The organism is Pseudomonas sp. 4CAES_32.4, assembly GCF_058136335.1.
In genome coordinates this window covers 4636572-4660480 of sequence record NZ_CM176882.1, presented here as the reverse complement: position 1 = coordinate 4660480, position 23909 = coordinate 4636572, and the positions used below count along the sequence as shown (strand labels likewise).

Sequence of the window (23909 nt, the reverse complement as noted above, 5' to 3'; positions counted from 1 at the left end):
TTGTGAACGACACAGAACCAATGTGGGAGTCAGCCCTGCTGGCGATGGCGGTCTGTCAGAATCCCACAGGGGTTTTGTGAACGACACAGAACCAATGTGGGAGCCAGCCCTGCTGGCGATGGCGGTCTGTCAGAATCCCACAGGGGTTTTGTGAACGACACAGAACCAATGTGGGAGCCAGCCCTGCTGGCGATGGCAGTCTGTCAGGCGACGGAAATCTCGCCTTCACCCGCCAGTTTGCGATTCAGCTGATACCGCCACCGCACATACAGCAGCGCCGAGCAGAACACCGCCAGGCTCGCGACCATCTCCAGCACACCAAACAACTGCCGGTTCGGGTCATACGCCGCCAGTGCGCCTTTGATGAAATACAGATTCACCACAAAACACATCCACGAATGGCCACGGGCGCTGCCCATGATCATCGCTGGCGCGAGGACGAGCCATGGGATCAACTCGACCAGCAGAATCACCCACGGCCGCGCGCCGTGCAGATCGGCGAAAAGCAGATAGTAAGCCGCGAGCAATCCGCCCAAAGCGAAAAAGCTCAGCAGACTGACCACCCGCATCACTGTCACGCGCGGCTCAAGCCACTCGACCGAGGGCAGGACTTTCGGCTTCTTCGCCACTGTCAGCCCTCCAGTTTCTGCGCAGTCTTGGCCAGGCGCAGACCGAGCGCGCGGCACAGCGCCACTTCGTGCTGATCGAGACCTTTTTTGCCGTCAGCCCCGGCGTGATGACTGGCGCCGTAAGGCGTGCCGCCGCCCTGGGTTTCCAGCAACGCCGATTCGCTGTACGGCAGGCCGGTGATGAGCATGCCGTGGTGCAACAACGGCAGCATCATCGATAGCAGGGTGGTTTCCTGGCCGCCATGCAAACTGGCGGTCGAGGTGAACACGCCGGCCGGTTTGCCGACCAGCGCGCCGGTCAGCCAGAGATTGCTGGTGCCATCGAGGAAGTACTTCAGCGGCGCGGCCATATTGCCGAAACGCGTTGGGCTGCCCAGCGCCAGGCCAGCGCAGTTCTTCAGGTCATCCAGCGATGCGTAAAGCGCACCTTCATCGGGAATGTCCGCTGCCACCGCTTCGCATTCGGTGGAGATCGCGGGCACGGTGCGCAGGCGCGCTTCGAGGCCAGCCTGCTCGACACCGCGTGCGATCTGCCGCGCCATTTCGTTGGTCGAGCCGTTGCGGCTGTAATACAGCACCAGAATGTAGGGCGCGCTCACGGCAGCAACTCCAATACATTTTCCGGCGGACGACCAATGACCGCTTTGTCACCGACTTCGAGAATCGGCCGCTCCATCAGTTTTGGATGCTGGGCGATGGCGTCGATCAATTGCGCTTCGCTGAGGCTTTCGTCAGCCAGTTGAAGCATTTTGTATTCATCTTCCCCGGTGCGCAGCAGTTGGCGTGCACTGATGCCGAGCTTGCCGAGCAGTGCCTTGATTTGCCCCGCGTTCAGCGGGGTTTCGAGGTAACGCACGACGTTTGGCGTCAGGCCGCGGGCTTCGATGAGTTCCAGCGCGCCGCGGGATTTCGAGCAGCGCGGATTGTGATAAAGCGTCAGATCGGTCATGGCGGGTCGCTTCTGGCGTAAAGTGGCGGCTATTCTAACTGTGCAGCGCGCAATCCAGAACCGTCAGAGGCGTTGGGTCGCAGGCGCGTTTAAATTTTCACAAGGATCACGACATGACACGGCGATTGGCAGCGGCATTGACGGTAATCGGGGCGTTGATGCTGGGGGGCTGCGGCAACGACTACGGCATCGACCAGAATGGGCAGAAAGTCGCCTCCGAGCGTCTGGACAAGCAATGGGTGGTGGTCAATTACTGGGCCGAATGGTGTGGCCCGTGCCGCACGGAGATCCCGGAACTCAACCATTTGGCCGATGAACTGAAGAGCAAGAACGTCGGTGTGTTCGGGGTCAATTTCGACAATGTGCAGGGCGCGGAACTGAAAGAGGCGAGCGAGAAACTCGGCATCAAGTTCACCGTGCTGGCGCAGGATCCGGCGGAACTGTTCGAATTGCCGCGCAGCGAGGCATTGCCGGTGACGTACATCATCGACAACAAGGGCAAGGTGCGCGAACAGTTGATGGGCGAGCAGACAGCGGCGGGGGTGATGGCCAAGCTTGAGGCGTTGCAAGCAACCAAATAGGTTGTTGTGAAAGAAAAGATCGCAGCCTTCGGCAGCTCCTACAGGGTGTACACGGACTCATGTAGGAGCTGCCGAAGGCTGCGATCTTTTTTGCGGCTGAACAATCAACCCTCTTCCAGCCACCAACGCAACGGCTTGCCTTCAGCCGGCCACAGACGCATCTGCTCGATCGGCGAGATGTCCCAGCGCTGGACATGTTCCAGCGCCTGCAGGAAGCGTTGTTCCTGCTCCATCAGCGCCGGAGCGCAGAGCTTGCGGGTCTTGCCGATCTTGCCGAAGGTGATCTTGTCGCCCTCGAGGGTGTACGGCGCGAACCAATGGTTGCAGCCACCGTTGCCGTAGGCGCGGCCATCATCGCCAAGGGTGATGGTCAGGTGGCTGTAATCCATCAATGGGCGTTCGCCGATCCACTCCAGAATGTAGCTGCGGTTCTGTTGCAGTTGCACAGGTTCTGCGGCACAGCCCACCAGACCAGCGCCGACCAGAGCGGTCAGGGCAAGGCGTTTCATCATGCCGGCTCCTGGCATTGCGGGCACAGGTGCTTGTCGCCAACGGCTTTCCAGCCCAGCTCGGCGATGCGGGCCGTGGCGGCCGGTTTTTCCGCAGTTTTGCCCAGTTTAGAGTCGACCGCGAATTCGAAGCTCAGCTCTTTGGCGCAACTGTCGCAATTGACCTGCCAGGTGTGGATGGCCAATTCGCCGAACACCGGGCCTGTGGTCATCGCGGTCCATTGGCCCGGCGGGTTGATCAGGTGGCGGACGGTGTCGACGGTCAGGCGCATGGACAAATCCTTGCTGCCTTTGAGGGTGACCAACAGGACATCACCGATGCGGATCGAACCACCGTTGCCGGTGACCTGATAACGGCCCGGAACCAGGGCGCGGCATTCGGTGAGGGTGTGTTGCGGGTTCATCAGGGTGTAGCGGAAATCGTGTTCGACCATGGGTCCTCCAAATATGCGCGACATGCTAGCACGGGCTCGATTGCAGAATGATGCGCGCGTGCAACCTTCGATCCGGTTCAAATCGACGGGCGCTCATGGCAAACTGCCGGCCTCGACTCTGAAGGAACGGAACATGGCGCTGATTGAATGTTATGAATGCAAGCGGAGCATCAGCTCGGAAGCCACGGCGTGCATTCATTGCGGGGCTCCGATGGCGGAGCAGCCTGCTCACACCCAAGCGCAGCCCGTTGCGGCACCGGCTCAAGCGTCGACGATTTCATTCGGCAGCCTGCCGCGCAACAAGGCCGTTCCCGAAGCCGTAGCCCTGCCGCCGACGCCTGAACCGTTGCCCAAAGTCATCCCGGCAGCGGCGGGGCGCCGTCGTCGCCAGCAGGCAGAATCGCCGACTCAACCGGCGGCGCAACCGCAGATCAATGCAGACGGCAGCCGCCCGGTAGAAGGCTGGCTGAAGATCATGGTGTTTCTGCTGCCGATGGTGTTTGTCTGGTTCCTGCTGCGCAACGGCCATTCGCTGAAACAGCGCTTGTTCGGTTTCGGCTGGCTGGCGCTGCTGATTCTGGCGTCTTCGCTCTCGCCAAAATAAGCCTCAACCCTCGACCTGGTTTTGCGGTGCCCCAGCCGCCCAGGTCGCGATGTTGTGCAGGGTGGTCGCGGCAATCGCGCCCAGCGCTTCACGGGTCAGAAAGGCCTGGTGCGCGGTGATGATCACGTTAGGAAAGGTCAGCAATCGCGCCAGCACATCGTCCTGCAACGGCAGGTCGGAGCGGTCCTCGAAAAATATCTGCGCTTCTTCTTCGTACACATCCAGCCCGAGATAACCCAACTGCCCGTCCTTCAATGCGTCGATCAGCGCCGGTGTGTCGACCAGTCCGCCGCGACCGGTGTTGATCAGCATCGCGCCCGGCTGCATGTGGGCGAGTGAGTCGCGGTTGATCAGATGTTTGCTCTGCGCGTTGAGCGGACAGTGCAGGCTGATGATGCGCGACTGCGCGAGCAGTTCCGGCAGGCTCAGATAGCGCGCGCCCAACGCCAGCACTTTGGGGTTTGGATAAGGATCGTAGGCGAGCAATTCGCAGCCGAAACCGCGCATGATTTTCGCAAACGTCGCGCCGATCTGTCCGGTGCCGACGATGCCGACGGTCTTGCCGACCAGATCAAAACCGGTCAGGCCGTGGAGGCTGAAGTCGCCTTCGCGGGTGCGGTTGTAGGCGCGGTGCAAGCGTCGATTGAGGGCGAGAATCAGCGCCACGGCATGTTCGGCGACAGCGTGCGGCGAGTAGGCCGGGACGCGCACGACGGTCAGCCCCAAGCGCTTCGCCACGGCCAGATCGACATGGTTGTAGCCGGCCGAGCGCAGGGCAATCAGGCGCGTGCCGCCGGCGGCCAGACGCTCCAGCACCGGTGCACCGAGATCATCATTGATAAAAGCGCAAACCACTTCGTGACCGTCGGCCAGTGCGGCGGTGTCGAGACTCAACCGCGCTGGCTGGAAGTGCAGTTCGATCCCGGCCGGGCAATCGGCGCCGAGGAAGCTGTCGCGGTCGTAAGTCTGGCTGCTGAAAATGAGCGTGCGCATGAAATCCTCCTGAAGCAATGACGCGGGCGCGAATGACCCGCGACAAGGTTAGCGGTCTTGAGCGTTACCGGCATTGCCGTGGATCAGGCGCTGATTTTCGCCTGGGTGGCCAGGCGATTGATCGCCCGCTCCAGTTCATCAAGGGCCATCAGGGCTTTCGGGTCATCCTGTTTGAGCAGGGTTTCGCTGCGCTGGCAGGCTGCGCGCAATTGCGGTACGCCACAATAACGGGTGGCGCCGTGCAGGCGATGGACCCGTTCGAGCAGCGCATTCTGGTCATGGGCGTCACGGGCGGCGCGAATGGCTTCGCGATCGGCTTCCAGTGAGGCCAGCAGCATCGCCAGCATGTCGGCGGCCAGATCGGCCTTGCCGGCGGCCAGACGCAAGCCTTCCTCGTGGTCGAGCACCGGCAGTTCGTGGCTGACGCCCGCGTTGTCGCTGGACCGCTCCGGACCTTGATTGCGCAAGGCCAGACCGGTCCATTTCAATACGACTTGAGCCAATTGCCGCTCGCTGATCGGTTTGGTCAGGTAATCATCCATGCCGCTTTGCAGCAGGGCGCGTTTTTCGTTGGCCATGGCGTGGGCGGTGAGGGCGACGATCGGCAGCGGCGTGCAATGCCGTTCGCTTTCCCACTGGCGGATGGTTTCGGTGCTCTGGCGACCGTCCATGCCCGGCATTTGCACGTCCATCAGCACCAGGTCGAAGGATTCGGTCTGCACCGCTTTGACCGCAGCGTAACCGCTCTCGACCGCCAGCACTTTGGCGCCCATGTCTTCGAGCAGGGTTTGCACCAGCAACAGGTTGGCCGGGTTGTCATCGACGCAGAGTACTTTCGGTGCCCGACTCGACAACTGCTCGCCGGGCTCGTTGCGCGGCTGGCGCGGGTTGGCCAGGTCGGAGAGGGCGCGGCGCAGTTTGCGCGTGCAGGCGGGTTTGGCCTGCAACTGGCTGTGCGGGTTCGGCACCGACAGATGAAACAGTGTCTGCTCGGTGGTCGGGCACAGCACCAGTACTTTGCAGCCGAGGTGTTCGAGATCCCAGATGTGCTGGTTCAAACGCTCGGGGAGCATGTCATTGCTGGTGATGCCGAGCACCGCCAGATCGATCGCCTGATCGGTCTGGTGAGCGCCGGTGACGCCATTGGTCAGGCTTTCCAATGTATTGAAGGTGGTGACATCGAGGCCACAGTCTTCCAACTGATGCTGCAAGGCCTGACGGGCCAGTTCGTGACTTTCCAGCACCGCCACGCGGCGTCCGAGCAACGGCGCGGCCGGCAGGTCTTCGGCGTCGTCGCGGGTTTTCGGCAGACTCAGGCTGATCCAGAATTCCGAGCCTTCGCCCGGCGTGCTGTCGACGCCGATTTCGCCGCCCATCTGTTCGATCAGCCGCTTGGAAATCACCAGTCCCAGACCCGTGCCGCCCGGCTGACGGGACAGCGAGTTGTCGGCCTGACTGAAGGCCTGGAACAGCGCGCGCACATCCTGACTCGACAGGCCGATACCGGTGTCCTGAATACTGATGCGCAGTTGCACGCTGTCGTCGTGTTCTTCTTCGAGCATCGCCCGGGCAACGATGGTGCCTTCGCGGGTGAACTTGATCGCGTTGCTCACCAGGTTGGTCAGAATCTGCTTGAGGCGCAGCGGATCACCGACCAGCGACAGCGGTGTATCGCGATAAACCAGACTGACCAGCTCAAGCTGTTTGGCGTGCGCGGCGGGGGCCAGAATGGTCAGGGTGTCCTGGAGCAAGTCGCGCAGGTTGAACGGAATGTGGTCAAGCACCAGTTTGCCGGCCTCGATCTTCGAGAAGTCGAGAATCTCGTTGATGATGCCCAACAGACTGTCGGCGGACTTTTCGATGGTGCCCAGATAGTCGAGCTGGCGCGGGGTCAGTTCGCTTTTCTGCAACAGGTGCGTGAAGCCGAGAATGCCGTTGAGCGGCGTGCGGATTTCGTGGCTCATATTGGCGAGAAATTCGGATTTAATCCGGCTCGCTTCCAGCGCTTCTTTGCGCGCCAGATCCAGTTCGATGTTCTGGATTTCGATGGTTTCCAGGTTTTGCCGAACGTCTTCGGTGGCCTGATCGACGCTGTGCTGCAGTTCTTCGCGGGCGTTCTGCAGGGTGCCGGCCATGCGGTTGATGCCCGACGCCAGCTCATCCAGTTCCTGACTGCCGAGCGGCGGCAGACGGGTTTCCAGGTGGCCGTCCTTGAGCTGCGCGACGGCCTGTTTGATCTGGCTCAGCGGCCGGTTGATCGTACGACCCATGCGCAACGCCAGCAGCGCGGCCCCGGCAAGACCGGCGGCAATCAACAGCAGGCTGGCGAACAGACTGCGATAACCGCGCAGCAACATGCCGTTGTGCGACAGCTCCAGCTCGACCCAGCCAAGCAGGCGATCGGACTCTTCAGGGATCAGTTCGCCGGCAAGATTTCGGTGCTTGCCGAACACCGGCATCAGGTAGCGCGTCGCGTCGTTACCGCTGCGCCGTTGCAGATGCCCGCTGTCGCCGCTCGGCGCCTGATTGAGCATGGTCGGGCCGGCGTGGGCCAGGGGCGAGCGATCGGGCGCGAGGAAGGTCACCGCGCGTACGTCGGGTTGTTCGAGGGATTGGGTGGCGATGCGTTCCAGCAGATCACTGTCGCCATGACCCATGGCGGGCGCCACCAGCGGCGCGAGTTGCTCGGCGATCATTTCGCCGCGCTGCATCAATTGGCTCTGCAGGTCGGACTGCTGCGTCCAGGTGAAATAGCCACCCAGCACCAGCGCCATCAGGCTGGTCGGCAACAAGGTCAGCAATAACACTCGACCTTTGATTCCCAGTTTCTTGAGCACGCCTTTCTCCTGCATCCCGCTGATCTGTTGACTCATGCGTGCATCCGGCACGCGACATGGGCGCAGTGTAGCGATTTGCTCGCGGGCAATCTCCGGAAAAATGCTCTCTTGATGGGTCTGAGCGCCGCTGCGCGTTTGTCCGATAGGCCAACCTTGTGTTGCCCGCTGTCGGACAATCTTGAATAATCGCGCTCAACTGAGAATTACTTGCAGATACTCATGACTCCTGTTTCCGTTGGCCAGCCACGCATTCTTTCCATCGAGGACGATCCGGTCCTCGGTGCCTATGTTCATGAGCATCTGGGCCGCAGCGGCTTTCAGGTGACCTGGTGCCAGAACGGCCAGGAAGGCCTGAGCATCGCCAGGCGCCAGCCGTTCGACGTGGTGCTGATGGATATTCTGCTGCCGGGCCTGGACGGCTTGAACGTGCTGACGCAGTTGCGCCAGAGCCATTCGACGCCGGTATTGCTGATGTCGGCCCTCGGTGCCGAGGCCGACCGCATCAGTGGCTTCCGCTTGGGCGCTGATGATTATCTGCCCAAGCCGTTCAGCATGGCCGAGCTGCATGTGCGCATCGAAGCGATCCTGCGCCGGGTCGCGCTGGATCGTCGTCCGGCGGCGTTCGCCGTGCCGGTGGCGACGGGCGCGTTGCGCTTCGACGATGAACAGTGCGAGGTGTTCTTTCGCGATCAGCCTGCCGGGCTGACGCGCAGCGAATTCCGTCTGCTGGAAACGCTCAATCGCAATGATGAAGAAGTGCTGAGCAAAGCCTTCCTTTATCAGCATGTGTTGCAGCGCGGCTACGCGGCCCATGATCGCAGCCTCGACATGCACATCAGCCAGATCCGCCGCAAACTCAAGGCCATCGGTTATACCGAGCGCGAAGTGCGCACCGTGTGGGGCAAGGGTTACGTATTGAGTGCCGCCGATGAAACGCTCTGAGCTGCCGGGGCGGCATTCGCTGTTCTGGAAACTGGCGTTTCTGCTGGTCGCGTTCTGCCTGCTGATGATCTGGCTGAGCTGGTCATGGGGCCGCTACATGGAGGAGCGCAATCAGTTCCTCTCTGACGAAGCGCGGGGCACCCTCAGCCGCTACGCCTCACAGGCTGAACAGGCGTGGCAGCGCGGCGGCCGCAGCGGCGTCGATGACTGGTTGCAGAGCATGGAGTTGCGCGAGGCCAGTTGGGTCGGCGTGATCGGCGGCAATTTGCAGTCGCTGAGCAATGAGCCACTGAACGAACAAGAGCTGCAGCGCCTGACTTTCTTGCGTGGGCTCGACTGGCCGATTCACAAACAGGGCCGGCCGTGGTTGCGCATACCGTTTCCCAAAGAACCGGCTGCGGGCAGTCTGGTCATTGAGTTGCCCGAGCGCTTTTTGCCCGGCGAGTATCGAGTGTTGTGGCGGGTCATCACCAACGGTGTGATTCCCGGTCTGTTTACGTTGTTGCTGTGCGTCGGCCTGTATCGCTTGTTGGTGGTGCCGCTGAACAACCTGCGCGAACAGGCCAACGCCTGGCGCGCCGATCAATTGAATGTGCGACTGTCCAGCGGCATCACCCAGCGCCCGGACGAACTCGGCGAACTGGCCCGCGCGTTCGACTCGATGTCCGAGCGCCTGCAATCGACAGTCAGCCTGCAACAACAATTGCTGCGCGACTTGTCGCATGAGTTGCGCACACCGCTGAGCCGACTGCGCGTGGCCAGCGAAAGTGAGCAGGGTCTGGTGCAATTGCGCGAACGCATTGGCCGTGAAGTCGATGGCATGCAACGGCTGGTTGAAGACACCTTGCAACTGGCCTGGCTCGACACCGATCGCACACCCCTGCCGGATGAGGCGATCCAGATCCAGGCACTGTGGGAAATGCTCACCGACAACGCCTGCTACGAAAGCGGCTGGCCGAGTTTGCAGTTGCAGTGTGCGGTGGATTCGTCGTGCTGGGTGCGCGGCAATCTGAATACCTTGGCGCAGGCGCTGGAGAACATCTTGCGCAATGCCATCCGGCATTCGCCGCCGGGCGGGGTTGTGCGTCTCGACGGCCGGCGCGATGGCGATTACTGGCATCTGTGGCTGGAAGATCAGGGCGGTGGTGTGGCTGAGGCGGATCTGCAGCGGATTTTCTTGCCGTTCACTCGCCTCGACGGCTCGCGGCCAGGTGATGGTGGTTTTGGCTTGGGGCTGAGCATCGCGCGCAATGCCGTGCAGCGTCAGGGCGGGAGTTTGTGGGCGGAGAATGGCGGGGCGGGGTTGCGTTTGAATCTGCGACTTATCGCTGATAATTGCGCTGTCAGTCTCGACGCTATCGCTGGCAAGCCAGCTCCCACAGTGGAGGTGTTTCACCCGCAGATTGTGTGAGCAATCCAAATAGTGTCAGCACTGCTGACACGATGATGGATCAGCACTGGACACTGTGGGAGCTGGCTTGCCAGCGAAGAGGCCATTCGCGTCACCGCCATTCAAGATGATCCACCGCAATTAGTCGCACCACTGGTGCAACTTTTAATCCCTTATTCCCATAAACCATAAGCACCGCACTTTGCGTGATATGGCCTGCGCGGGTTTGCCGGTATGATAGGCGCCCCCGCACGTCTGGATTGCGAATACGCCATGACCCTGCAGTACCCAACCATCGCCGATTGCGTCGGCAACACACCGCTGGTGCGTTTGCAGCGCCTGCCCGGTGAAACCAGCAACACCCTGTTGCTCAAGCTCGAAGGGAATAACCCGGCGGGTTCGGTCAAGGACCGTCCGGCGCTGTCGATGATCACCCGTGCCGAATTGCGCGGACAGATCCACGCTGGCGACACGCTGATCGAGGCGACCTCGGGTAACACCGGGATCGCGCTGGCCATGGCGGCTGCGATCAAGGGTTACAAGATGATCCTGATCATGCCGGACAACTCCAGCGCCGAGCGCAAAGCGGCAATGACCGCTTACGGTGCCGAGCTGATTCTGGTCAGTCAGGAAGAAGGCATGGAAGGCGCGCGCGATCTGGCGCAGCGCATGGAAGCCGAAGGCCGTGGCAAGGTGCTTGATCAGTTCGCCAACGGCGACAATCCTGAAGCGCATTACACCACTACTGGCCCGGAAATCTGGCGTCAGACCCAAGGCAGCATCACCCATTTCGTCAGTTCGATGGGCACCACCGGCACCATCATGGGCGTGTCGCGCTACTTGAAAGAGCAGAGCGACAGCGTGCAGATCGTCGGCCTGCAACCGATGGAAGGCTCGGCCATTCCGGGCATCCGTCGCTGGCCGCAAGAATACCTGCCGAAGATTTATCAGGCTGACCGCGTCGACCGCATCGTCGATATGGCGCAAAGCGAGGCCGAGGACGTCACTCGTCGTCTGGCCCGCGAAGAAGGCATCTTCTGCGGCGTGTCCTCGGGCGGTGCGGTGGCAGCGATGCTGCGCCTGTCCAAAGAAGTTGAAAACGCGGTGATCGTCGCGATCATCTGCGACCGTGGCGACCGTTACCTGTCGACCGGCATTTTCGACGCGCCCAACTGATGGCCAAGCACGAGAGAGGCCTGCGCTTCCAACCCACGGGTGGCAGCAAGGCCGCGCAAATCCCGACCGGCAAAAAGCAGCGCTTGAGCATCGAGCGCCTGGCCAATGACGGTCGCGGCATCGCGTTTTTCGAAGGCAAAACCTGGTTCGTCCTCGGCGCCCTTGCCGGTGAAGAGGTCGAAGCCAGGGTGCTCGGTGCCCACGGCAAAGTTGTCGAAGCGCGCACCGAACGCGTGTTCAAGGCCAGCGAACTGCGCCGCCCGGCACCGTGCCAGCACGCCGGCCGCTGTGGCGGTTGCAGCGTGCAGCATTTGTCCCATGACGAACAGCTCGCCCTGAAACAGCGCATGCTCGCCGAGCAATTGTCGCGCGTTGCCGGTGTCGAACCTGAAGAGTGGGCAGCACCGCTGACCGGCCCCGAATTCGGCTATCGCCGTCGCGCCCGGATTGCAGTGCGCTGGGACATGAAGGCGAAGAAACTCGAAGTCGGTTTCCGCGCTGCCGGGAGTCAGGACATCGTTGCGATCAGCGAATGCCCGGTGCTGGTACAGCCCTTGCAACCGATCATGACCCGTTTGCCGGAGATGCTCCGTCGTTTGAGCAAACCGCAGGCGTTGGGTCACGTCGAATTGTTCAGTGGCTCGTCACTGGCGGTGTTGCTGCGGCACATGGCGCCGTTGTCCGAAGCGGATCTGACCATCCTCAAGGACTTCTGCCAGTTCCATGAGGCGCAATTGTGGCTGCATGGCGAAGGCGAGCCGCAACCGGTCGATGCGACCCAGTCGCTGGGCTATCGTCTGGAACAGTGGGATCTGAATTTGGCGTACCGGCCCGGCGACTTTATCCAGGTCAATGCCGGCGTCAACGAGGCAATGGTGGCGCAGGCGCTGGACTGGCTGAAACCGGGCCGCGAGGAGCGCGTGCTGGATCTGTTCTGCGGCCTGGGCAACTTTGCCTTGCCGCTGGCCAAAGCCGTGCGCGAAGTGGTGGCGGTGGAAGGTGTGCAGACTATGGTCGATCGCGCGGAAGCCAACGCCGCCAGTAACAATTTGCATAACACAAAGTTTTTTCAAGCCGATTTATCCCAGCCTTTGAGCCATGCTCAGTGGATCGGCAACGGCTTTTCTGCGGTACTCTTGGACCCACCCCGTGACGGTGCTTTCGAGGTGGTACGCAAGCTGGCGACCCTGGGCGCGAAACGGTTGGTGTATGTGTCGTGCAACCCGGCAACGCTGGCGCGCGACACGGTGGAATTGATCAAGCAGGGCTACCGGTTAAAACGTGCCGGGATTCTCGATATGTTTCCTCAGACGGCACATGTCGAGGCCATGGCGTTATTTGAAGCGAGCCAGGATGGCTCGTCTGAATCCGCCTGACCTGTCCGCGCAGCGCTCGCATTAGCCCCGCGAGCGCAAACGGACAGCAGAGGTCAGCGATTTGACGCATTGAATCTGCGTCGTAGGGAAGGTAAAGCAAGATGGTACAGGTGAGAGCACACCAGCCGATCAACACTGACGGCAGTATCAATCTCGAGGCTTGGCTCGATCACGCGGTCAGTGTCGATCTGGCACTGGATCGCGAAGCCTTGAAAGAAGCCTGCGAGTTCGCTCGCGAGGCCGAACAACAGTCCAATGCCAAGAAGAATCTGTGGGCCGAAGGCTCCGGCAGTTTCAGTACCGGCCTGGAAATCGCCGAGATTCTCGCCGACCTCAAGCTCGATCAGGATTCGCTGGTCGCGGCGGTCCTGTATCGCGGCGTACGCGAAGGTCAGATCGAACTCGCGGCCATCGGCCAGCGCTTCGGCCCGGTGGTGGCCAAACTGATCGACGGCGTGCAGCGCATGGCCGCGATCAGCGCCAGCCTCAGCCCGCGCCAGTCGATGGTCATGGGCACGCAAGGGCAGGTGGAAAACCTGCGCAAGATGCTTGTGGCGATGGTCGACGACGTGCGTGTCGCGCTGATCAAACTCGCCGAACGCACCTGCGCCATCCGAGCGGTGAAAACCGCCGACGATGAAAAGCGTAACCGCGTCGCCCGCGAAGTCTTCGACATCTATGCGCCGCTCGCGCACCGCCTCGGCATCGGTCATATCAAATGGGAACTGGAGGACTTGTCCTTCCGTTATCTCGAGCCTGATCAATACAAGCAGATCGCCAAGTTGCTCCACGAGCGACGGCTGGATCGCGAGCGTTTCATCGCCGACGTGATGACCCAGCTCAAGGACGAATTGCAGGCCACCGGCGTCGACGCCGACATCAGCGGCCGGGCCAAACACATCTATTCGATCTGGCGCAAAATGCAGCGCAAGGGTCTGGAATTCAGCCAGATCTACGACGTGCGTGCCGTGCGCGTGCTGGTGCCGGAGATGCGCGACTGCTACACCGCGCTGGGTATCGTCCACACCTTGTGGCGGCACATCCCGAAAGAATTCGACGACTACATTGCCAACCCGAAAGAGAACGGCTACCGCTCGCTGCACACCGCGGTGATCGGCCCTGAGGGTAAAGTTCTCGAGGTGCAGATCCGTACGCACTCGATGCACGAAGAAGCCGAACTCGGCGTCTGCGCGCACTGGCGCTACAAAGGCACCGACGTCAAATCCGGCTCAAACCATTACGAGGAGAAAATCTCCTGGCTGCGTCAGGTCCTCGAGTGGCACGAAGAGCTGGGCGACATCGGTGGACTGGCTGAACAGCTGCGCGTCGATATCGAACCGGATCGGGTGTACATCTTCACCCCCGACGGTCACGCCATCGACTTGCCGAAAGGCGCGACGCCGCTGGACTTCGCCTACCGCGTGCACACCGAAATCGGTCACAACTGCCGTGGCGCGAAGATCAACGGGCGCATCGTGCCGCTCAACTACAGCCTGCAGACCGGTGAGCAGGTCGAGATCATCACCAGCAAGCACGGTACGCCGAGTCGCGACTGGCTGAATTCGAACCTCGGTTACGTCACCACCTCACGGGCGCGGGCGAAAATCGTTCACTGGTTCAAATTGCAGGCGCGCGACCAGAACGTTGCCGCCGGTAAAACCCTGATCGAACGCGAACTGACGCGCCTCGGCCTGCCTGCGGTGGATTTCGACAAGCTGGCCGACAAGGCCAACATGAAAACCGCCGAAGACATGTTCGCTGCCCTCGGTGCCGGCGACTTGCGTCTGGCACAACTGGTCAACCTCGCGCAGCAACTGGTCGAGCCGGAACGCGGCAACGAGCAGCTGGAACTGATCCCGCGCAAAGCCACCGGCTACAAACCGGGCAAGCGCGGCGACATTCAGATTCAGGGCGTTGGCAACCTGATGACGCAGATGGCCGGCTGCTGCCAGCCGCTGCCGGGCGATGCGATCGTCGGTTACATAACCCAAGGCCGTGGCGTGAGCATTCACCGCCAGGATTGCGCCTCGGTGCTGCAACTGGGCGGGCGCGAGCCAGAGCGGATCATTCAGGTCAGCTGGGGCCCGGTGCCGGTGCTCACCTATCCGGTGGACATCATCATTCGTGCCTACGACCGTTCCGGTCTGCTGCGCGACGTCTCGCAGGTGCTGCTCAACGAGCGGATCAACGTGCTGGCGGTCAACACCCGCTCGAACAAGGAGGACAACACCGCGTTGATGTCCCTGACCATCGAGATTCCGGGTCTGGACGCACTGGGGCGGTTGCTGGGACGCATATCGCAGTTGCCGAACATCATCGAAACGCGGCGTAACCGTACGCCGTGATGACCAACCCGATCAACTGTGGGAGCTGGCTTGCCAGCGATTGCATCACCTCGACTGTCTTGAAACACCGAGGTGCCCGCATCGCTGGCAAGCCAGCTCCCACAGGGTTTTGTGGTGAGACTGAGAAATGATGTACAGCCTTGAAGACCTGCTCCACTTGATGAATCGTCTGCGCGATCCACAGTTCGGTTGCCCGTGGGACATCAAGCAAACCTACGCGACCATCGTTCCGCACACCCTCGAAGAAGCCTACGAAGTGGCCGACGCCATCGAGCGTGGCGACTTCGATCACCTGCAGGGCGAGCTCGGCGATCTGCTGTTTCAGGTCGTTTATTACAGCCAGTTGGCCAAGGAAGACGGGCGTTTTGAATTTGCCGGGGTGATCGACAGCATCACCCGCAAACTCATTCGTCGTCATCCTCATGTGTTCCCGACGGGCGATCTGTATGCGCCGCTCGACGTGCCGCGCTTGAGCGAAGAACAGGTCAAGCAGCGTTGGGAAGAGATCAAGGCCGAAGAACGCGCCGAGAAATCCGCCGCGCCCGAGCAACTGTCGCTGCTCGATGACGTGCCGGCTACGCTGCCGGCCTTGTCCCGTTCGGCCAAATTGCAGAAGCGGGCAGGGCAGGTCGGTTTCGACTGGCCGCACGCCTTGCCGGTGCTCGACAAAGTCCGTGAAGAGCTCGATGAAGTGCTCGAAGCCATGTCCGAAAACGATCCTGTCGCGGTGGCTGACGAGATCGGCGACCTGCTGTTTTCCGTGGTCAATCTGGCCCGGCATCTGAAGGTCGATCCGGAAACCGCGCTGCGTGGCGCCAACAGCAAGTTTGAAAGACGTTTCCGTTTTATCGAACAGGCATTGCGCGACACCCACCGTCCCATAGAAGATTGCACCCTCGAAGAGTTGGACGCCCTGTGGGGTGAAGCCAAACGTCAGGAAAAGAATGCGCCCAGCTGCGGCTGAGCAACTGCCCTAGTGAGTAAGCCCGATGAGTATTTCCCTTCGCGACCAGTTGCTCAAAGCAGGCCTGGTCAACCAAAAGCAGGCCAAACAGGTCAGCAAAGACAAGCAGAAGCAGCAGCGTCTGGCCCACAAAGGTCAGGCCGAGCTGGATGATTCGCAGCAGCGCGCCGCTCAGGAAGCCATGGCCGAGAAGGTCAAGCGCGATCAGGAGCTGAACCGTCAGCAGCAGGAAAAAGTGGAAGCCAAGGCGCGTGCTGCTCAGGTCAAGCAACTGATCGAAGTCTCGCGACTGCCGAAGCTGACGACCGAGGACTACTACAACTTCGTCGACGACAAGAAGGTCAAGCGCATCTCGGTCAACACGCTGATGCGCAACAAGCTCAGCAGCGGCTCGCTGGCGATCGTGCACCATGCCGGCGGCTATGAAGTGATCCCCCGTGAAGCGGCGCTGAAGATCCAGGAGCGCGACCCGCAGCGTATCGTCCAGCTCAATGTGCAGACCGAAGAGGTCAGCACCGAGGACGATCCGTATGCGGCGTATCAGATCCCTGATGATCTGATGTGGTAAACCGATAAAGCGGTAACAACGACAAACCCCGCTCATGGCGGGGTTTGTCGTATTCAATGCTGTGGTTTCATCAGGCGGATTTCAGATCCCGCTGCTGTTCTTGCACTTCAAGTTCGGCCTTGTAGTTGTGGGCGTCGATCTCGTTATGAAACATGCCGACCAGCAAGTCTTGTTGGTGCACGTCCCAGATACGGATGCCGGCGGCTACGCCTTCGTGGGACATGTGTGAATCGTCGCGTTCAGTTACTTTTACAGTCATCTGCTAGCTCCAAATCTCAAGTTATCTGCAGCAAGGCGTGTGCAGGACTCTTTTATATGTTTTGTTAGCTTGCTAAGTAAACGGCTGATTTGTGCAATGTGTTGTTGCGTTTTTTGCAACAGTGCTGCGGCCCGCTGAAACCGCGACATTCAGTCGCAGGGGGCAAAGTTTCATGACAGAAGTTTCATCTCCAGAACACCTTGGAACCCTGTGGGAGCTGGCTTGCCAGCGATGACGTCGGCACAGCAAACATCTCTGTTACCTGATACTCCGCTATCGCTGGCAAGCCAGCTCCCACAGGGTTTTGAGGTGTACCTGCTATTTTCCGCAGGCAAAAAAAACGCCCCGAACCAGTCGGGGCGTTTTCATGTGTGGCTCAGCAGCGGGGAATTACTTGCCTTCCCAGCGCTTCAGTACCAGCGTGGCATTGGTGCCGCCGAAGCCGAAGCTGTTGCTCATCACGGTGTTGATCGTGGCGTTCTCGCGGGTCTTGGTCAGCACCGGCAGATCGGCCACTGCAGGATCCAGCTCGTCGATGTTGGCGGAGCCGGCAATGAAGTTGCCCTCCATCATCAGCATGCAGTAGATCGCTTCGTGAACGCCGGCGGCGCCCAGGGAGTGACCGGACAGGCTCTTGGTCGAGCTGATCGCGGGTGCCTTGTCGCCGAACACTTCACGCACACCTTTCATTTCCGCAACGTCGCCGACCGGAGTCGAAGTGCCGTGGGTGTTCAGGTAGTCGATCGGGGTATCAACGGTGGACATCGCCATCTGCATGCAGCGGATCGCGCCTTCGCCACTTGGGGCAACCATGTCGTAGCCGTCGGACGTTGCGCCGTAGCCAACGATTTCGGCGTAGATCTTGGCGCCACGGGCCAGAGCGTGTTCCAGCTCTTCAACCACGACCATACCGCCACCGCCAGCAATGACGAAACCGTCACGATCAGCGTCGTAGGCGCGGGAAGCTTGTTCCGGAGTTTCGTTACGCTTGCTGGACAGAGCGCCCATGGCGTCGAACAGGAACGACTGGCTCCAGTGCTCTTCTTCACCGCCACCGGCGAAAACGATGTCCTGCTTGCCCATCTGGATCTGTTCCATGGCGGTACCGATGCAGTGAGCACTGGTGGCGCAGGCAGAAGCGATGGAGTAGTTCAGGCCCTTGATCTTGAACGGCGTGGCCAGGCAAGCGGAAACGGTGCTGCTCATGGTCCGCGTTACACGGTATGGGCCAACGCGCTTCACGCCTTTCTCGCGCAGGATGTCCAGCGCTTCCATCTGGTTCAGGGTCGAAGCACCGCCGGAGCCGGCGATCAGGCCGGTACGCGGGTTGGACACTTGCTCTTCGGTCAGGCCGGAGTCCTTGATGGCGTCAGCCATGGCCAGGTAGGCATAAGCTGCCGCGTGACCGACGAAGCGAAAGATCTTGCGGTCGATCAGTTCTTCAAGGTTGAGGTCGATGGAGCCGGAAACCTGGCTGCGCAGACCCATTTCCTTGTATTCCGGGTTGAACCGGATGCCAGGGCGGCTTGCACGCAGGTTAGCGGAGACGGTCTCTTTGTCATTGCCCAGGCACGAAACGATGCCCAGACCAGTGATAACGACGCGGCGCATGCGAATAACCCTTAGAAGTTGTCAGTGGAGGTGAACACGCCGACGCGAAGGCCTTCGGCGGTGTAGATTTCGCGACCGTCGACAGTCACCGAACCATCGGCAATGGCCAGGTTCAGCTTGCCCTTGAGGACGCGTTTGATATGAATGTTGTAGGTGACTTTCTTGGCGGTCGGCAGTACCTGACCGAAGAACTTCACTTCGCCCGAACCCAGCGCACGGCCACGGCCCGGCAGGCCTTGCCAGCCCAGGAAGAAGCCGACCAATTGCCACATGGCGTCCAGACCCAGGCAGCCCGGCATCACCGGATCGCCTTCGAAGTGGCATGCGAAGAACCACAGGTCAGGGTTGATATCCAGCTCGGCGACCAATTCACCTTTGCCGTACTTGCCACCTTCTTCGCTGATCAGGGTGATGCGATCGACCATCAGCATGTTCGGGGCGGGCAGTTGCGCGTTACCTGGGCCGAACAGCTCACCGCGACTGCAGCGCAGCAGATCTTCCCGAGTAAAGGCGTTTTGTTTGGTCATGCGAGCTCCTCAATAATCCCATGCGGCAGGTGGGGCAAATCTTCCCGACCGTTCGAAGCGTTCATGCCTCGAACCGGCAGCCTACTCATAGACTATTGCGTTGTGGTGAAAGTCACAGCACCAAGGACATGAATGTACACTTGTGCACTGAAATTTTTAATCAAGCCCCTTTTGAGGCCCGTTCGGGTGCCTAAGACTGCCGCACTTTCGCTGTTCACGCCAGTCACAGATGGTCGAAAAGCCGTCACTACTGCACCCAGCGCTGCAGAATCTGCTGTAGGTCATTGCGTTTGAACGGCTTCGCCAAATAATCGTTCATGCCGGCCGCCAGGCAGGTTTCGCGGTCGCCCTGCAAGGCGTTGGCCGTCAGTGCGATGATCGGCACGTCCACGCGTCCAGGTAAACGGCGGATCTGCCGGGTCGCTTCGTAACCGTCGATGATCGGCAAACGGCAGTCCATCAAAATCGCTTCAAATTCAGCGCCCTCGGCACTGCGCACCGCTTGCGCGCCATCGGTGGCCACACTGACAGTAAAGCCCAGACTGCGCAGCATCGCCTCGATAACGGTCTGGTTGACCGGGTTGTCTTCGACCAGCAAGACATTGCGTCCTTCTCCATGGCCATTGCCATTGAATGCACGTGGCGCGGCCAGTGCTGGCATGGCCTGCTTATAGAGTGCCAGCGGAATCTCCAGGGTGAACACCGAGCCGCGACCTTCTTCGCTCTGCGCACGCAATGTGCCGCCCATGCGTTCGGCGAGAGTGCGGGCGATCGGCAAACCGAGGCCGGTGCCCCCATAGCGCCGCGAAATCGAACTGTCGGCCTGCTGGAAGGCATTGAACATCAGCTCCAGACTCTCGGAGGAAATACCAATACCGCTGTCGCGCACCGAGCAGGTAAACCACAGCAATTCGTGATCCAGCGACTGCCACTGCGCCTCGATGCTGACCCGACCCTGCTCGGTGAACTTCAGCGCGTTGCCGACCAGGTTAACCAGAATCTGCCGGATCCGCGTTGGATCGCCCTGTACCTGCAAACCGCGCATGTCATCCGGGATGCGCAAGTTCAGCGCCAGCCCTCGTTGCACCGCGCTGTGCTGGAACGACTGCGCGCAGGCGCCGATCAACTCGGCGAGGTTGAACGGAATGTGCTCCAGCTCAAGCTCCGAACGCTCGATCCGCGAGAAGTCGAGGATGTCGTTGATGACTTTCAACAGGTGCTCGGTGGATTCCGAGGCGAGGGCGGCGTACTCGATCTGCTCCTCGGTCATCTCGGTGGTTTCGAGCAATTGCAGCATGCCGAGCACGCCGTTCATGGGCGTGCGTAACTCGTGGCTCATCATCGCCAGGAAATCGGATTTGGCGTTGTTGGCCTTTTCCGCTTCCTCGCGGGTCTGGATCAGTTGCGCCATCGCCTGATGCTGCTCGCGGCTGGCTTGTTCGAGTGCCTGGGCAAGGTTGTTGATGTGCTGCGACAGCGCGCCGAGTTCGGTGTCATCGACAATCGGCAGTGGGGTTTTGTAGTCGCCATCCTGAATCGCCTTGACTGCATCGCCGATATCGCGGATCGGCTGCGACAGGCTGCCGGCCAGACGCCGCGCCAGAACAAAGGTGAAGAGCAGGGCGAACAACGCCAGAATCCCGGCCTTGAGCAGGATTTCCTGTTGGCGCTGACTGAAGGCATCGTTGGACAGACCGACGATCACCCGTCCGAGGTAATCCTCACTGGCGCCGTTATTACTGCCTTTGCCATCCTGGAAAAAATCATTGTGCAGGGCGATTTTCTGCAGCCGCACCGGTGCCTGAAACACTTCTACCTGATGCGGACGGTTGTGGCTGGCGGCCGGTTGTTCGACGTAGACCAGAATCCGGTTGGCGCTGTCCTGCACTTCCAGAAAACGCACGTTGGGCGTGGCGAGTGTGGCTTTGAGCAAACTTTCCAGCACTTCGTTGTTGCCGGAAATCACCCCGTACTCGGTGGCCGGCGCCAGTTGGTTGGCGATCAATTGGCCGGTGTGATTCAGCTCCTGACGCAAATCCTGGATGCGCACAAAGGTGAAGAAGCTGATCAACAATAACGTCAGCAACAGCGCCGGGCCCAGGCTGATGAGCTGGGTGCGGGTGTTGATGTCCCAACGGCGGCGAAAACTCATGGGCGGCGTTCTCCTTCGGCCAGCGTGCCGGCGACAGAGGCTTCATTCAGCGGTTCGATGCCTAATGAACGAGCGACCTGCGCATTACTTGAGACTTTAAAGTGTGCGGGATAGAGCGTTCGCGGCCAGCTTGCCGTGGGCTGATCGAGCAATTGATCGAGGATCGTCAACCAGTCGGTCTGGTCGCTGTAGGTGCTGGCCAGACTGCCGGCACGGACGAAGGCAATGTTCGGTCCGACCAGCGCCACCTGCCGTGAATAACTGCTAAGCAGCAGGTTTTTCGCGGTCTTCGGGTTGTACAGATCGGGATCATCGAGGCCGAGCAACACATCGCTGTTTTTCAGCACCGCTTGCAGAGGACGGCTGTCGTGGGTGTTGTCCCAGCGCTGGCTGACGATTTCCAGATTCAGCGGCTGCGCGGCCTGATGCAGCTCTTTGAGCAGAAACTCACTGTGCTCGTCGAACAGCACGCCGATTCGCCGAGCCTGCGGCAATATCCGCCGGATCAGCTGCAACTGCCGGCTCAGCGGCGGATCACTCCACAGCAGGCTCAGGCGCGCCGGTTGGGCATCACCGAAACGCTGCCGGGCCTGCAAACGGCTGATGCGCAGCACGAGCGTTGCCGGGCCTTGGGAATCCTGCAGGCGCCAGTCGAGGGCCGGCAAATCCAGCAGAATCAAACGCAGGCTGGCCGGCAGTTTGCCCGGCGCCGGCAGGCTGGCCAGCGGCTGAAAGCGCACGTTATCGGTCGGGCGCAATTCGCTGAGGGCTTGCACGAATGCTTGTACGCCGGGGCTTTCCTCGGCGCCGGTGAGCAGAATGTCGGCGGCCTGTACGGCCACTCCGTGCAGCCATGCAGTCAGAAACAGACAGACTCCGGCCAGCCAGTGGCCAAGGGTTGGCATCTTCCGTGACTGCCCGTAGCGCATCCTAGAACTCCAGCTCGGCGCTGAAATACATCACCCGGCGTTCGTCGTAATTGTTGTCGACGAAGGTGGTCGGCTCATGGTCGAGGCGCTGTTGCAGGACGCCGGCCAATTGCAACTGAGCCTTGCCCAGCGGGATGCGTTTGGCGATGCGTGTGTCGACCCGTTCGAAGCGGTAACCGTTGAGGGCGTTGTCGCCGTAATAGAAGAGGGCGCTGTTCCAGCCGTGGCCCCAATCGCGCAGCCACCCGGCCGAACCGCTGTTGCGCGAGGTGAACTGCTGATCCAGCGGGTTGCTCGCCTCGGCGTCGACGAAGGCGTAGGTGAAACGCAAGCGGTCGGCCAGGCTCACGCGCCAGTCGAGTTGGGTTTCGGTACCGCGAAAGCGTGAACTGTTGGCGTTGCTGGCGATGTACTGATTGTTGCGCAGCGGCTCGCTGATCATGCCGGTGATTTCGTCGTAGAACAGCTTTACGTCAAGGGCCAGACCCAGCTCGGCGAAATAGCCGTTGTAGCCCAGCTCGCGCGAGCGCATGTGTTCCTGATCGAGATCGCCGGGGCCACGGGTCTTGACGAAATAGCGCGCCGACGACTGGCCGTACGCCGAAGGCCGCAGGTTGCTGACCTGATAGCTCCAGTTGACGTTGTTCTCGAACATGTCCGGCGAACGGATCGCCTCCGAATACACCGCGCGCAGGCCGTGACGAGGGTTGATCAAATAGTTGACGGCGAAGCGCGGGGTCAGCGAACTGCCGATCAGTTGCGTGTCTTCGAACATCGCTCCGCCCTGTAACAGCCAGTGTTCGGTGGCACGCCACTCCAGTTGGCCGAAGGCGCGCCACGTGGTGTCGTCCAGCGTGCCGTTGAAATAGGTTTCGGAGTTGGCGCGGTCGTAACGATAGTTCATGCCGCTGACCAGTCGCAGGCTGTCGGACAGGCTGAGGGTGTCCTGCAATTCGAGGTCGTACCGCGATTCCCGGGCGCTCTGGTCGATGTCGCCGCACAAGGTCTGGCTGGCGCCATTGCGCCATTGATCGAGCACCTGATTGGCCAGGGCCATTTCCTGCGGCGTGCCCGGTGCTGCGCCGGGACCGGTGAACTGGGTGATGTTGCGCGCCAGGCGTTCGGTGTAATTCGGGTTGAGCTGCCACAGCTGCGTCAGTTCGGGGCTGAACGACACCTCGGCATCGCAGGCGCGCCAGACCTGCTGTCGATCCCAGTGCTGCGCTGAACCTTGTATATAAAGGCTGTGATCGGGATTGATGTCGAGGTTCCAGCGCACCGAGCCGGCGTAATCCTTGGCGACCACGTCGGAATTGTTACCGGCATCGGTAATCCCGGAGAACACCGGACGGTAGGTGTAGGGCCGCTGATTGCTGCCGTCCTTCGCATTGAGCTGCCAGTCGAGGCTCTGGTCGTCGCTGAGGCTGTGGCTGACGGCGAGATTGAAACGGGTCAGGCGACGGCTGTCGCGGTAATCGGCGCCGCTGCGATCGCTGTCGAAGCCATCGTCTTCCTGGCCGGACAGCGACAAACGCAGATCGCCGCCATCCCAGCCAGTGCCCTGGCTGGCATAAAAGTCATTGATGCTGCGCTGACCACGGGTGTATTTCAGCCGCGTACCGTGGCTGTCCGCCGGGTGGCGGGTGATGATGTTGATCACCGCCATCAGTGCATTGGCGCCGTAGCTGACGGTGTTCGGCCCGCGAAAGACTTCGATGCGCTCGATGTCTTCCATCGCCACGGGGATATCGCTCCAGTCCACCGTGGCCAGACCCGCGCGGTACACCGAGCGGCCATCGATCAAAACCTGCATGCGCCGTGCTTCGGTGGCATTGGTGCCGTGATAATTGACCGCCGCCTGATTGCCGTTGATGTTGCCGACCATCATGCCCGGCACCAGTCGCAGCAATTCGCTGATGTCGCGGGCGCCGCTGGCGTGGATCAGCGCGCTGTCGAGAACGGTCATGCTCCCCGGTACTTCCGCCGGCGTCTGTTTCAGGCGCGTGGCCGTCAGCACCTGCGGCAGCGCTTCGCTGTCGACAAACAGGTCGTCCGCCAGCAACGCCGGGCTGAACAGCAGCGCCAGCAGCAATGACGAGCGCGGTGAGGGAGGGCCAAAAAGCACAACGCAGCC

The 23909-nt window shown here is 60.9% G+C and carries 22 protein-coding genes; 9 read left to right on the top strand and 13 right to left on the bottom strand.

Features of this window, described 5'->3' with window-relative positions:
* Nucleotides 1–203 precede the first annotated feature (203 nt).
* The 3 genes from AC3Y64_RS20915 to arsC are packed head-to-tail and all read right to left on the bottom strand — an operon-like array spanning nucleotide 204 to nucleotide 1578.
* Nucleotides 204–629 carry a DUF2069 domain-containing protein gene (locus AC3Y64_RS20915; RefSeq protein ID WP_489985116.1) on the bottom strand — a complete coding sequence of 142 codons (426 nt, stop codon included), beginning with the start codon at nucleotides 627–629 and terminating at the stop codon, nucleotides 204–206.
* A gap of 2 nt (nucleotides 630–631) precedes the next feature.
* Nucleotides 632–1228 (bottom strand): NAD(P)H:quinone oxidoreductase, encoded by a 597-nt coding sequence (wrbA, locus tag AC3Y64_RS20910; protein WP_489985115.1) that lies wholly within the window; start codon nucleotides 1226–1228, stop codon nucleotides 632–634.
* Entirely contained in the window at nucleotides 1225–1578 is a 354-nt protein-coding gene (gene arsC / locus AC3Y64_RS20905; RefSeq protein ID WP_489985114.1) for an arsenate reductase (glutaredoxin), read from the bottom strand. The genes wrbA and arsC overlap by 4 nt, the downstream gene beginning before the upstream one ends.
* A gap of 113 nt (nucleotides 1579–1691) precedes the next feature.
* Between arsC and AC3Y64_RS20900 the strand changes: the two genes are divergently transcribed.
* Nucleotides 1692–2159, top strand: a complete 468-nt coding sequence (locus AC3Y64_RS20900) for a TlpA disulfide reductase family protein (RefSeq protein WP_489985113.1) — start codon at nucleotides 1692–1694, stop codon at nucleotides 2157–2159.
* Between the two features lie 104 nt (nucleotides 2160–2263).
* On the opposite strand, the gene AC3Y64_RS20895 is transcribed toward AC3Y64_RS20900, so the two are convergent.
* Nucleotides 2264–2668 (bottom strand): META domain-containing protein, encoded by a 405-nt coding sequence (locus AC3Y64_RS20895; RefSeq protein WP_158954435.1) that lies wholly within the window; start codon nucleotides 2666–2668, stop codon nucleotides 2264–2266.
* On the bottom strand, nucleotides 2668–3102 hold the full coding sequence (locus tag AC3Y64_RS20890; protein WP_489985112.1) for a hypothetical protein: 435 nt from the start codon (nucleotides 3100–3102) through the stop codon (nucleotides 2668–2670). The genes AC3Y64_RS20895 and AC3Y64_RS20890 overlap by 1 nt, the downstream gene beginning before the upstream one ends.
* Before the next feature lie 133 nt (nucleotides 3103–3235).
* On the opposite strand from AC3Y64_RS20890, the gene AC3Y64_RS20885 reads away from it, so the two are divergent.
* Nucleotides 3236–3706: a hypothetical protein gene (locus AC3Y64_RS20885; protein WP_489985111.1), complete on the top strand. Its 471-nt coding sequence runs from the start codon at nucleotides 3236–3238 to the stop codon at nucleotides 3704–3706.
* 3 nt (nucleotides 3707–3709) lie between these two features.
* On the opposite strand, the gene AC3Y64_RS20880 is transcribed toward AC3Y64_RS20885, so the two are convergent.
* Together AC3Y64_RS20880 and AC3Y64_RS20875 are read right to left on the bottom strand one after the other, a co-directional pair.
* Nucleotides 3710–4699, bottom strand: a complete 990-nt coding sequence (locus tag AC3Y64_RS20880; RefSeq protein ID WP_489985110.1) for a 2-hydroxyacid dehydrogenase — start codon at nucleotides 4697–4699, stop codon at nucleotides 3710–3712.
* A gap of 83 nt (nucleotides 4700–4782) precedes the next feature.
* Nucleotides 4783–7536, bottom strand: coding sequence for a response regulator (locus AC3Y64_RS20875; protein WP_489988012.1), 2754 nt, complete (start codon nucleotides 7534–7536; stop codon nucleotides 4783–4785).
* A gap of 219 nt (nucleotides 7537–7755) precedes the next feature.
* On the opposite strand from AC3Y64_RS20875, the gene AC3Y64_RS20870 reads away from it, so the two are divergent.
* From AC3Y64_RS20870 to AC3Y64_RS20840, 7 genes are all read left to right on the top strand, one after another.
* A complete protein-coding gene (locus tag AC3Y64_RS20870) occupies nucleotides 7756–8478 on the top strand; it encodes a response regulator transcription factor (protein WP_489985109.1) in 723 nt (240 codons plus the stop codon).
* Complete coding sequence (locus tag AC3Y64_RS20865; RefSeq protein WP_489985108.1) at nucleotides 8465–9889, top strand: histidine kinase sensor domain-containing protein; 1425 nt, start codon at nucleotides 8465–8467, stop codon at nucleotides 9887–9889. Before AC3Y64_RS20870 ends, AC3Y64_RS20865 begins: the two co-directional genes overlap by 14 nt.
* Before the next feature lie 252 nt (nucleotides 9890–10141).
* Nucleotides 10142–11044: a cysteine synthase CysM gene (cysM, locus tag AC3Y64_RS20860; RefSeq protein ID WP_163005011.1), complete on the top strand. Its 903-nt coding sequence runs from the start codon at nucleotides 10142–10144 to the stop codon at nucleotides 11042–11044.
* Nucleotides 11044–12420 carry a 23S rRNA (uracil(1939)-C(5))-methyltransferase RlmD gene (gene rlmD, locus AC3Y64_RS20855; RefSeq protein WP_489985107.1) on the top strand — a complete coding sequence of 459 codons (1377 nt, stop codon included), beginning with the start codon at nucleotides 11044–11046 and terminating at the stop codon, nucleotides 12418–12420. The genes cysM and rlmD overlap by 1 nt, the downstream gene beginning before the upstream one ends.
* Before the next feature lie 101 nt (nucleotides 12421–12521).
* Nucleotides 12522–14765 (top strand): GTP diphosphokinase, encoded by a 2244-nt coding sequence (relA, locus tag AC3Y64_RS20850; RefSeq protein ID WP_064391594.1) that lies wholly within the window; start codon nucleotides 12522–12524, stop codon nucleotides 14763–14765.
* 130 nt (nucleotides 14766–14895) lie between these two features.
* Entirely contained in the window at nucleotides 14896–15729 is an 834-nt protein-coding gene (mazG, locus tag AC3Y64_RS20845) for a nucleoside triphosphate pyrophosphohydrolase (protein WP_489988011.1), read from the top strand.
* Nucleotides 15730–15754: 25 nt separating this feature from the next.
* Nucleotides 15755–16297, top strand: coding sequence for a DUF2058 domain-containing protein (locus tag AC3Y64_RS20840; RefSeq protein ID WP_489985106.1), 543 nt, complete (start codon nucleotides 15755–15757; stop codon nucleotides 16295–16297).
* Nucleotides 16298–16367: 70 nt separating this feature from the next.
* Here AC3Y64_RS20840 and AC3Y64_RS20835 read toward each other — a convergent pair whose 3' ends face one another.
* The 6 genes from AC3Y64_RS20835 to AC3Y64_RS20810 all read right to left on the bottom strand — a co-directional run bounded on the left by AC3Y64_RS20835 (nucleotide 16368) and on the right by AC3Y64_RS20810 (nucleotide 23900).
* Entirely contained in the window at nucleotides 16368–16556 is a 189-nt protein-coding gene (locus AC3Y64_RS20835) for a hypothetical protein (protein ID WP_007917473.1), read from the bottom strand.
* Between the two features lie 390 nt (nucleotides 16557–16946).
* Entirely contained in the window at nucleotides 16947–18167 is a 1221-nt protein-coding gene (gene fabB / locus AC3Y64_RS20830) for a beta-ketoacyl-ACP synthase I (protein WP_158954413.1), read from the bottom strand.
* A gap of 11 nt (nucleotides 18168–18178) precedes the next feature.
* Nucleotides 18179–18694 (bottom strand): 3-hydroxyacyl-[acyl-carrier-protein] dehydratase FabA, encoded by a 516-nt coding sequence (fabA, locus tag AC3Y64_RS20825; protein ID WP_003227150.1) that lies wholly within the window; start codon nucleotides 18692–18694, stop codon nucleotides 18179–18181.
* A gap of 247 nt (nucleotides 18695–18941) precedes the next feature.
* Nucleotides 18942–20846 (bottom strand): ATP-binding protein, encoded by a 1905-nt coding sequence (locus tag AC3Y64_RS20820; protein ID WP_489985105.1) that lies wholly within the window; start codon nucleotides 20844–20846, stop codon nucleotides 18942–18944.
* Nucleotides 20843–21775, bottom strand: coding sequence for an ABC transporter substrate-binding protein (locus AC3Y64_RS20815; RefSeq protein WP_489985104.1), 933 nt, complete (start codon nucleotides 21773–21775; stop codon nucleotides 20843–20845). The genes AC3Y64_RS20820 and AC3Y64_RS20815 overlap by 4 nt, the downstream gene beginning before the upstream one ends.
* A 1-nt stretch (nucleotide 21776) precedes the next feature.
* Nucleotides 21777–23900 carry a TonB-dependent receptor plug domain-containing protein gene (locus tag AC3Y64_RS20810; RefSeq protein ID WP_489985103.1) on the bottom strand — a complete coding sequence of 708 codons (2124 nt, stop codon included), beginning with the start codon at nucleotides 23898–23900 and terminating at the stop codon, nucleotides 21777–21779.
* Nucleotides 23901–23909 lie beyond the last annotated feature (9 nt).

Excerpts from the sequence above, each read along its gene's own strand:
- mazG (WP_489988011.1), top strand. The coding sequence starts at position 14,896 with ATGTACAGCCTTGAAGACCTGCTCCACTTGATGAATCGTCTGCGCGAT.
- AC3Y64_RS20880 (WP_489985110.1), bottom strand. The coding sequence starts at position 4,699 with ATGCGCACGCTCATTTTCAGCAGCCAGACTTACGACCGCGACAGCTTC.
- AC3Y64_RS20870 (WP_489985109.1), top strand. The coding sequence starts at position 7,756 with ATGACTCCTGTTTCCGTTGGCCAGCCACGCATTCTTTCCATCGAGGAC.
- AC3Y64_RS20890 (WP_489985112.1), bottom strand. The coding sequence starts at position 3,102 with ATGGTCGAACACGATTTCCGCTACACCCTGATGAACCCGCAACACACC.
- AC3Y64_RS20900 (WP_489985113.1), top strand. The coding sequence starts at position 1,692 with ATGACACGGCGATTGGCAGCGGCATTGACGGTAATCGGGGCGTTGATG.
- arsC (WP_489985114.1), bottom strand. The coding sequence starts at position 1,578 with ATGACCGATCTGACGCTTTATCACAATCCGCGCTGCTCGAAATCCCGC.
- fabA (WP_003227150.1), bottom strand. The coding sequence starts at position 18,694 with ATGACCAAACAAAACGCCTTTACTCGGGAAGATCTGCTGCGCTGCAGT.
- AC3Y64_RS20865 (WP_489985108.1), top strand. The coding sequence starts at position 8,465 with ATGAAACGCTCTGAGCTGCCGGGGCGGCATTCGCTGTTCTGGAAACTG.
- relA (WP_064391594.1), top strand. The coding sequence starts at position 12,522 with ATGGTACAGGTGAGAGCACACCAGCCGATCAACACTGACGGCAGTATC.
- AC3Y64_RS20820 (WP_489985105.1), bottom strand. The coding sequence starts at position 20,846 with ATGAGTTTTCGCCGCCGTTGGGACATCAACACCCGCACCCAGCTCATC.
- AC3Y64_RS20840 (WP_489985106.1), top strand. The coding sequence starts at position 15,755 with ATGAGTATTTCCCTTCGCGACCAGTTGCTCAAAGCAGGCCTGGTCAAC.
- AC3Y64_RS20815 (WP_489985104.1), bottom strand. The coding sequence starts at position 21,775 with ATGCGCTACGGGCAGTCACGGAAGATGCCAACCCTTGGCCACTGGCTG.
- AC3Y64_RS20885 (WP_489985111.1), top strand. The coding sequence starts at position 3,236 with ATGGCGCTGATTGAATGTTATGAATGCAAGCGGAGCATCAGCTCGGAA.
- cysM (WP_163005011.1), top strand. The coding sequence starts at position 10,142 with ATGACCCTGCAGTACCCAACCATCGCCGATTGCGTCGGCAACACACCG.
- AC3Y64_RS20895 (WP_158954435.1), bottom strand. The coding sequence starts at position 2,668 with ATGAAACGCCTTGCCCTGACCGCTCTGGTCGGCGCTGGTCTGGTGGGC.
- AC3Y64_RS20835 (WP_007917473.1), bottom strand. The coding sequence starts at position 16,556 with ATGACTGTAAAAGTAACTGAACGCGACGATTCACACATGTCCCACGAA.
- fabB (WP_158954413.1), bottom strand. The coding sequence starts at position 18,167 with ATGCGCCGCGTCGTTATCACTGGTCTGGGCATCGTTTCGTGCCTGGGC.
- rlmD (WP_489985107.1), top strand. The coding sequence starts at position 11,044 with ATGGCCAAGCACGAGAGAGGCCTGCGCTTCCAACCCACGGGTGGCAGC.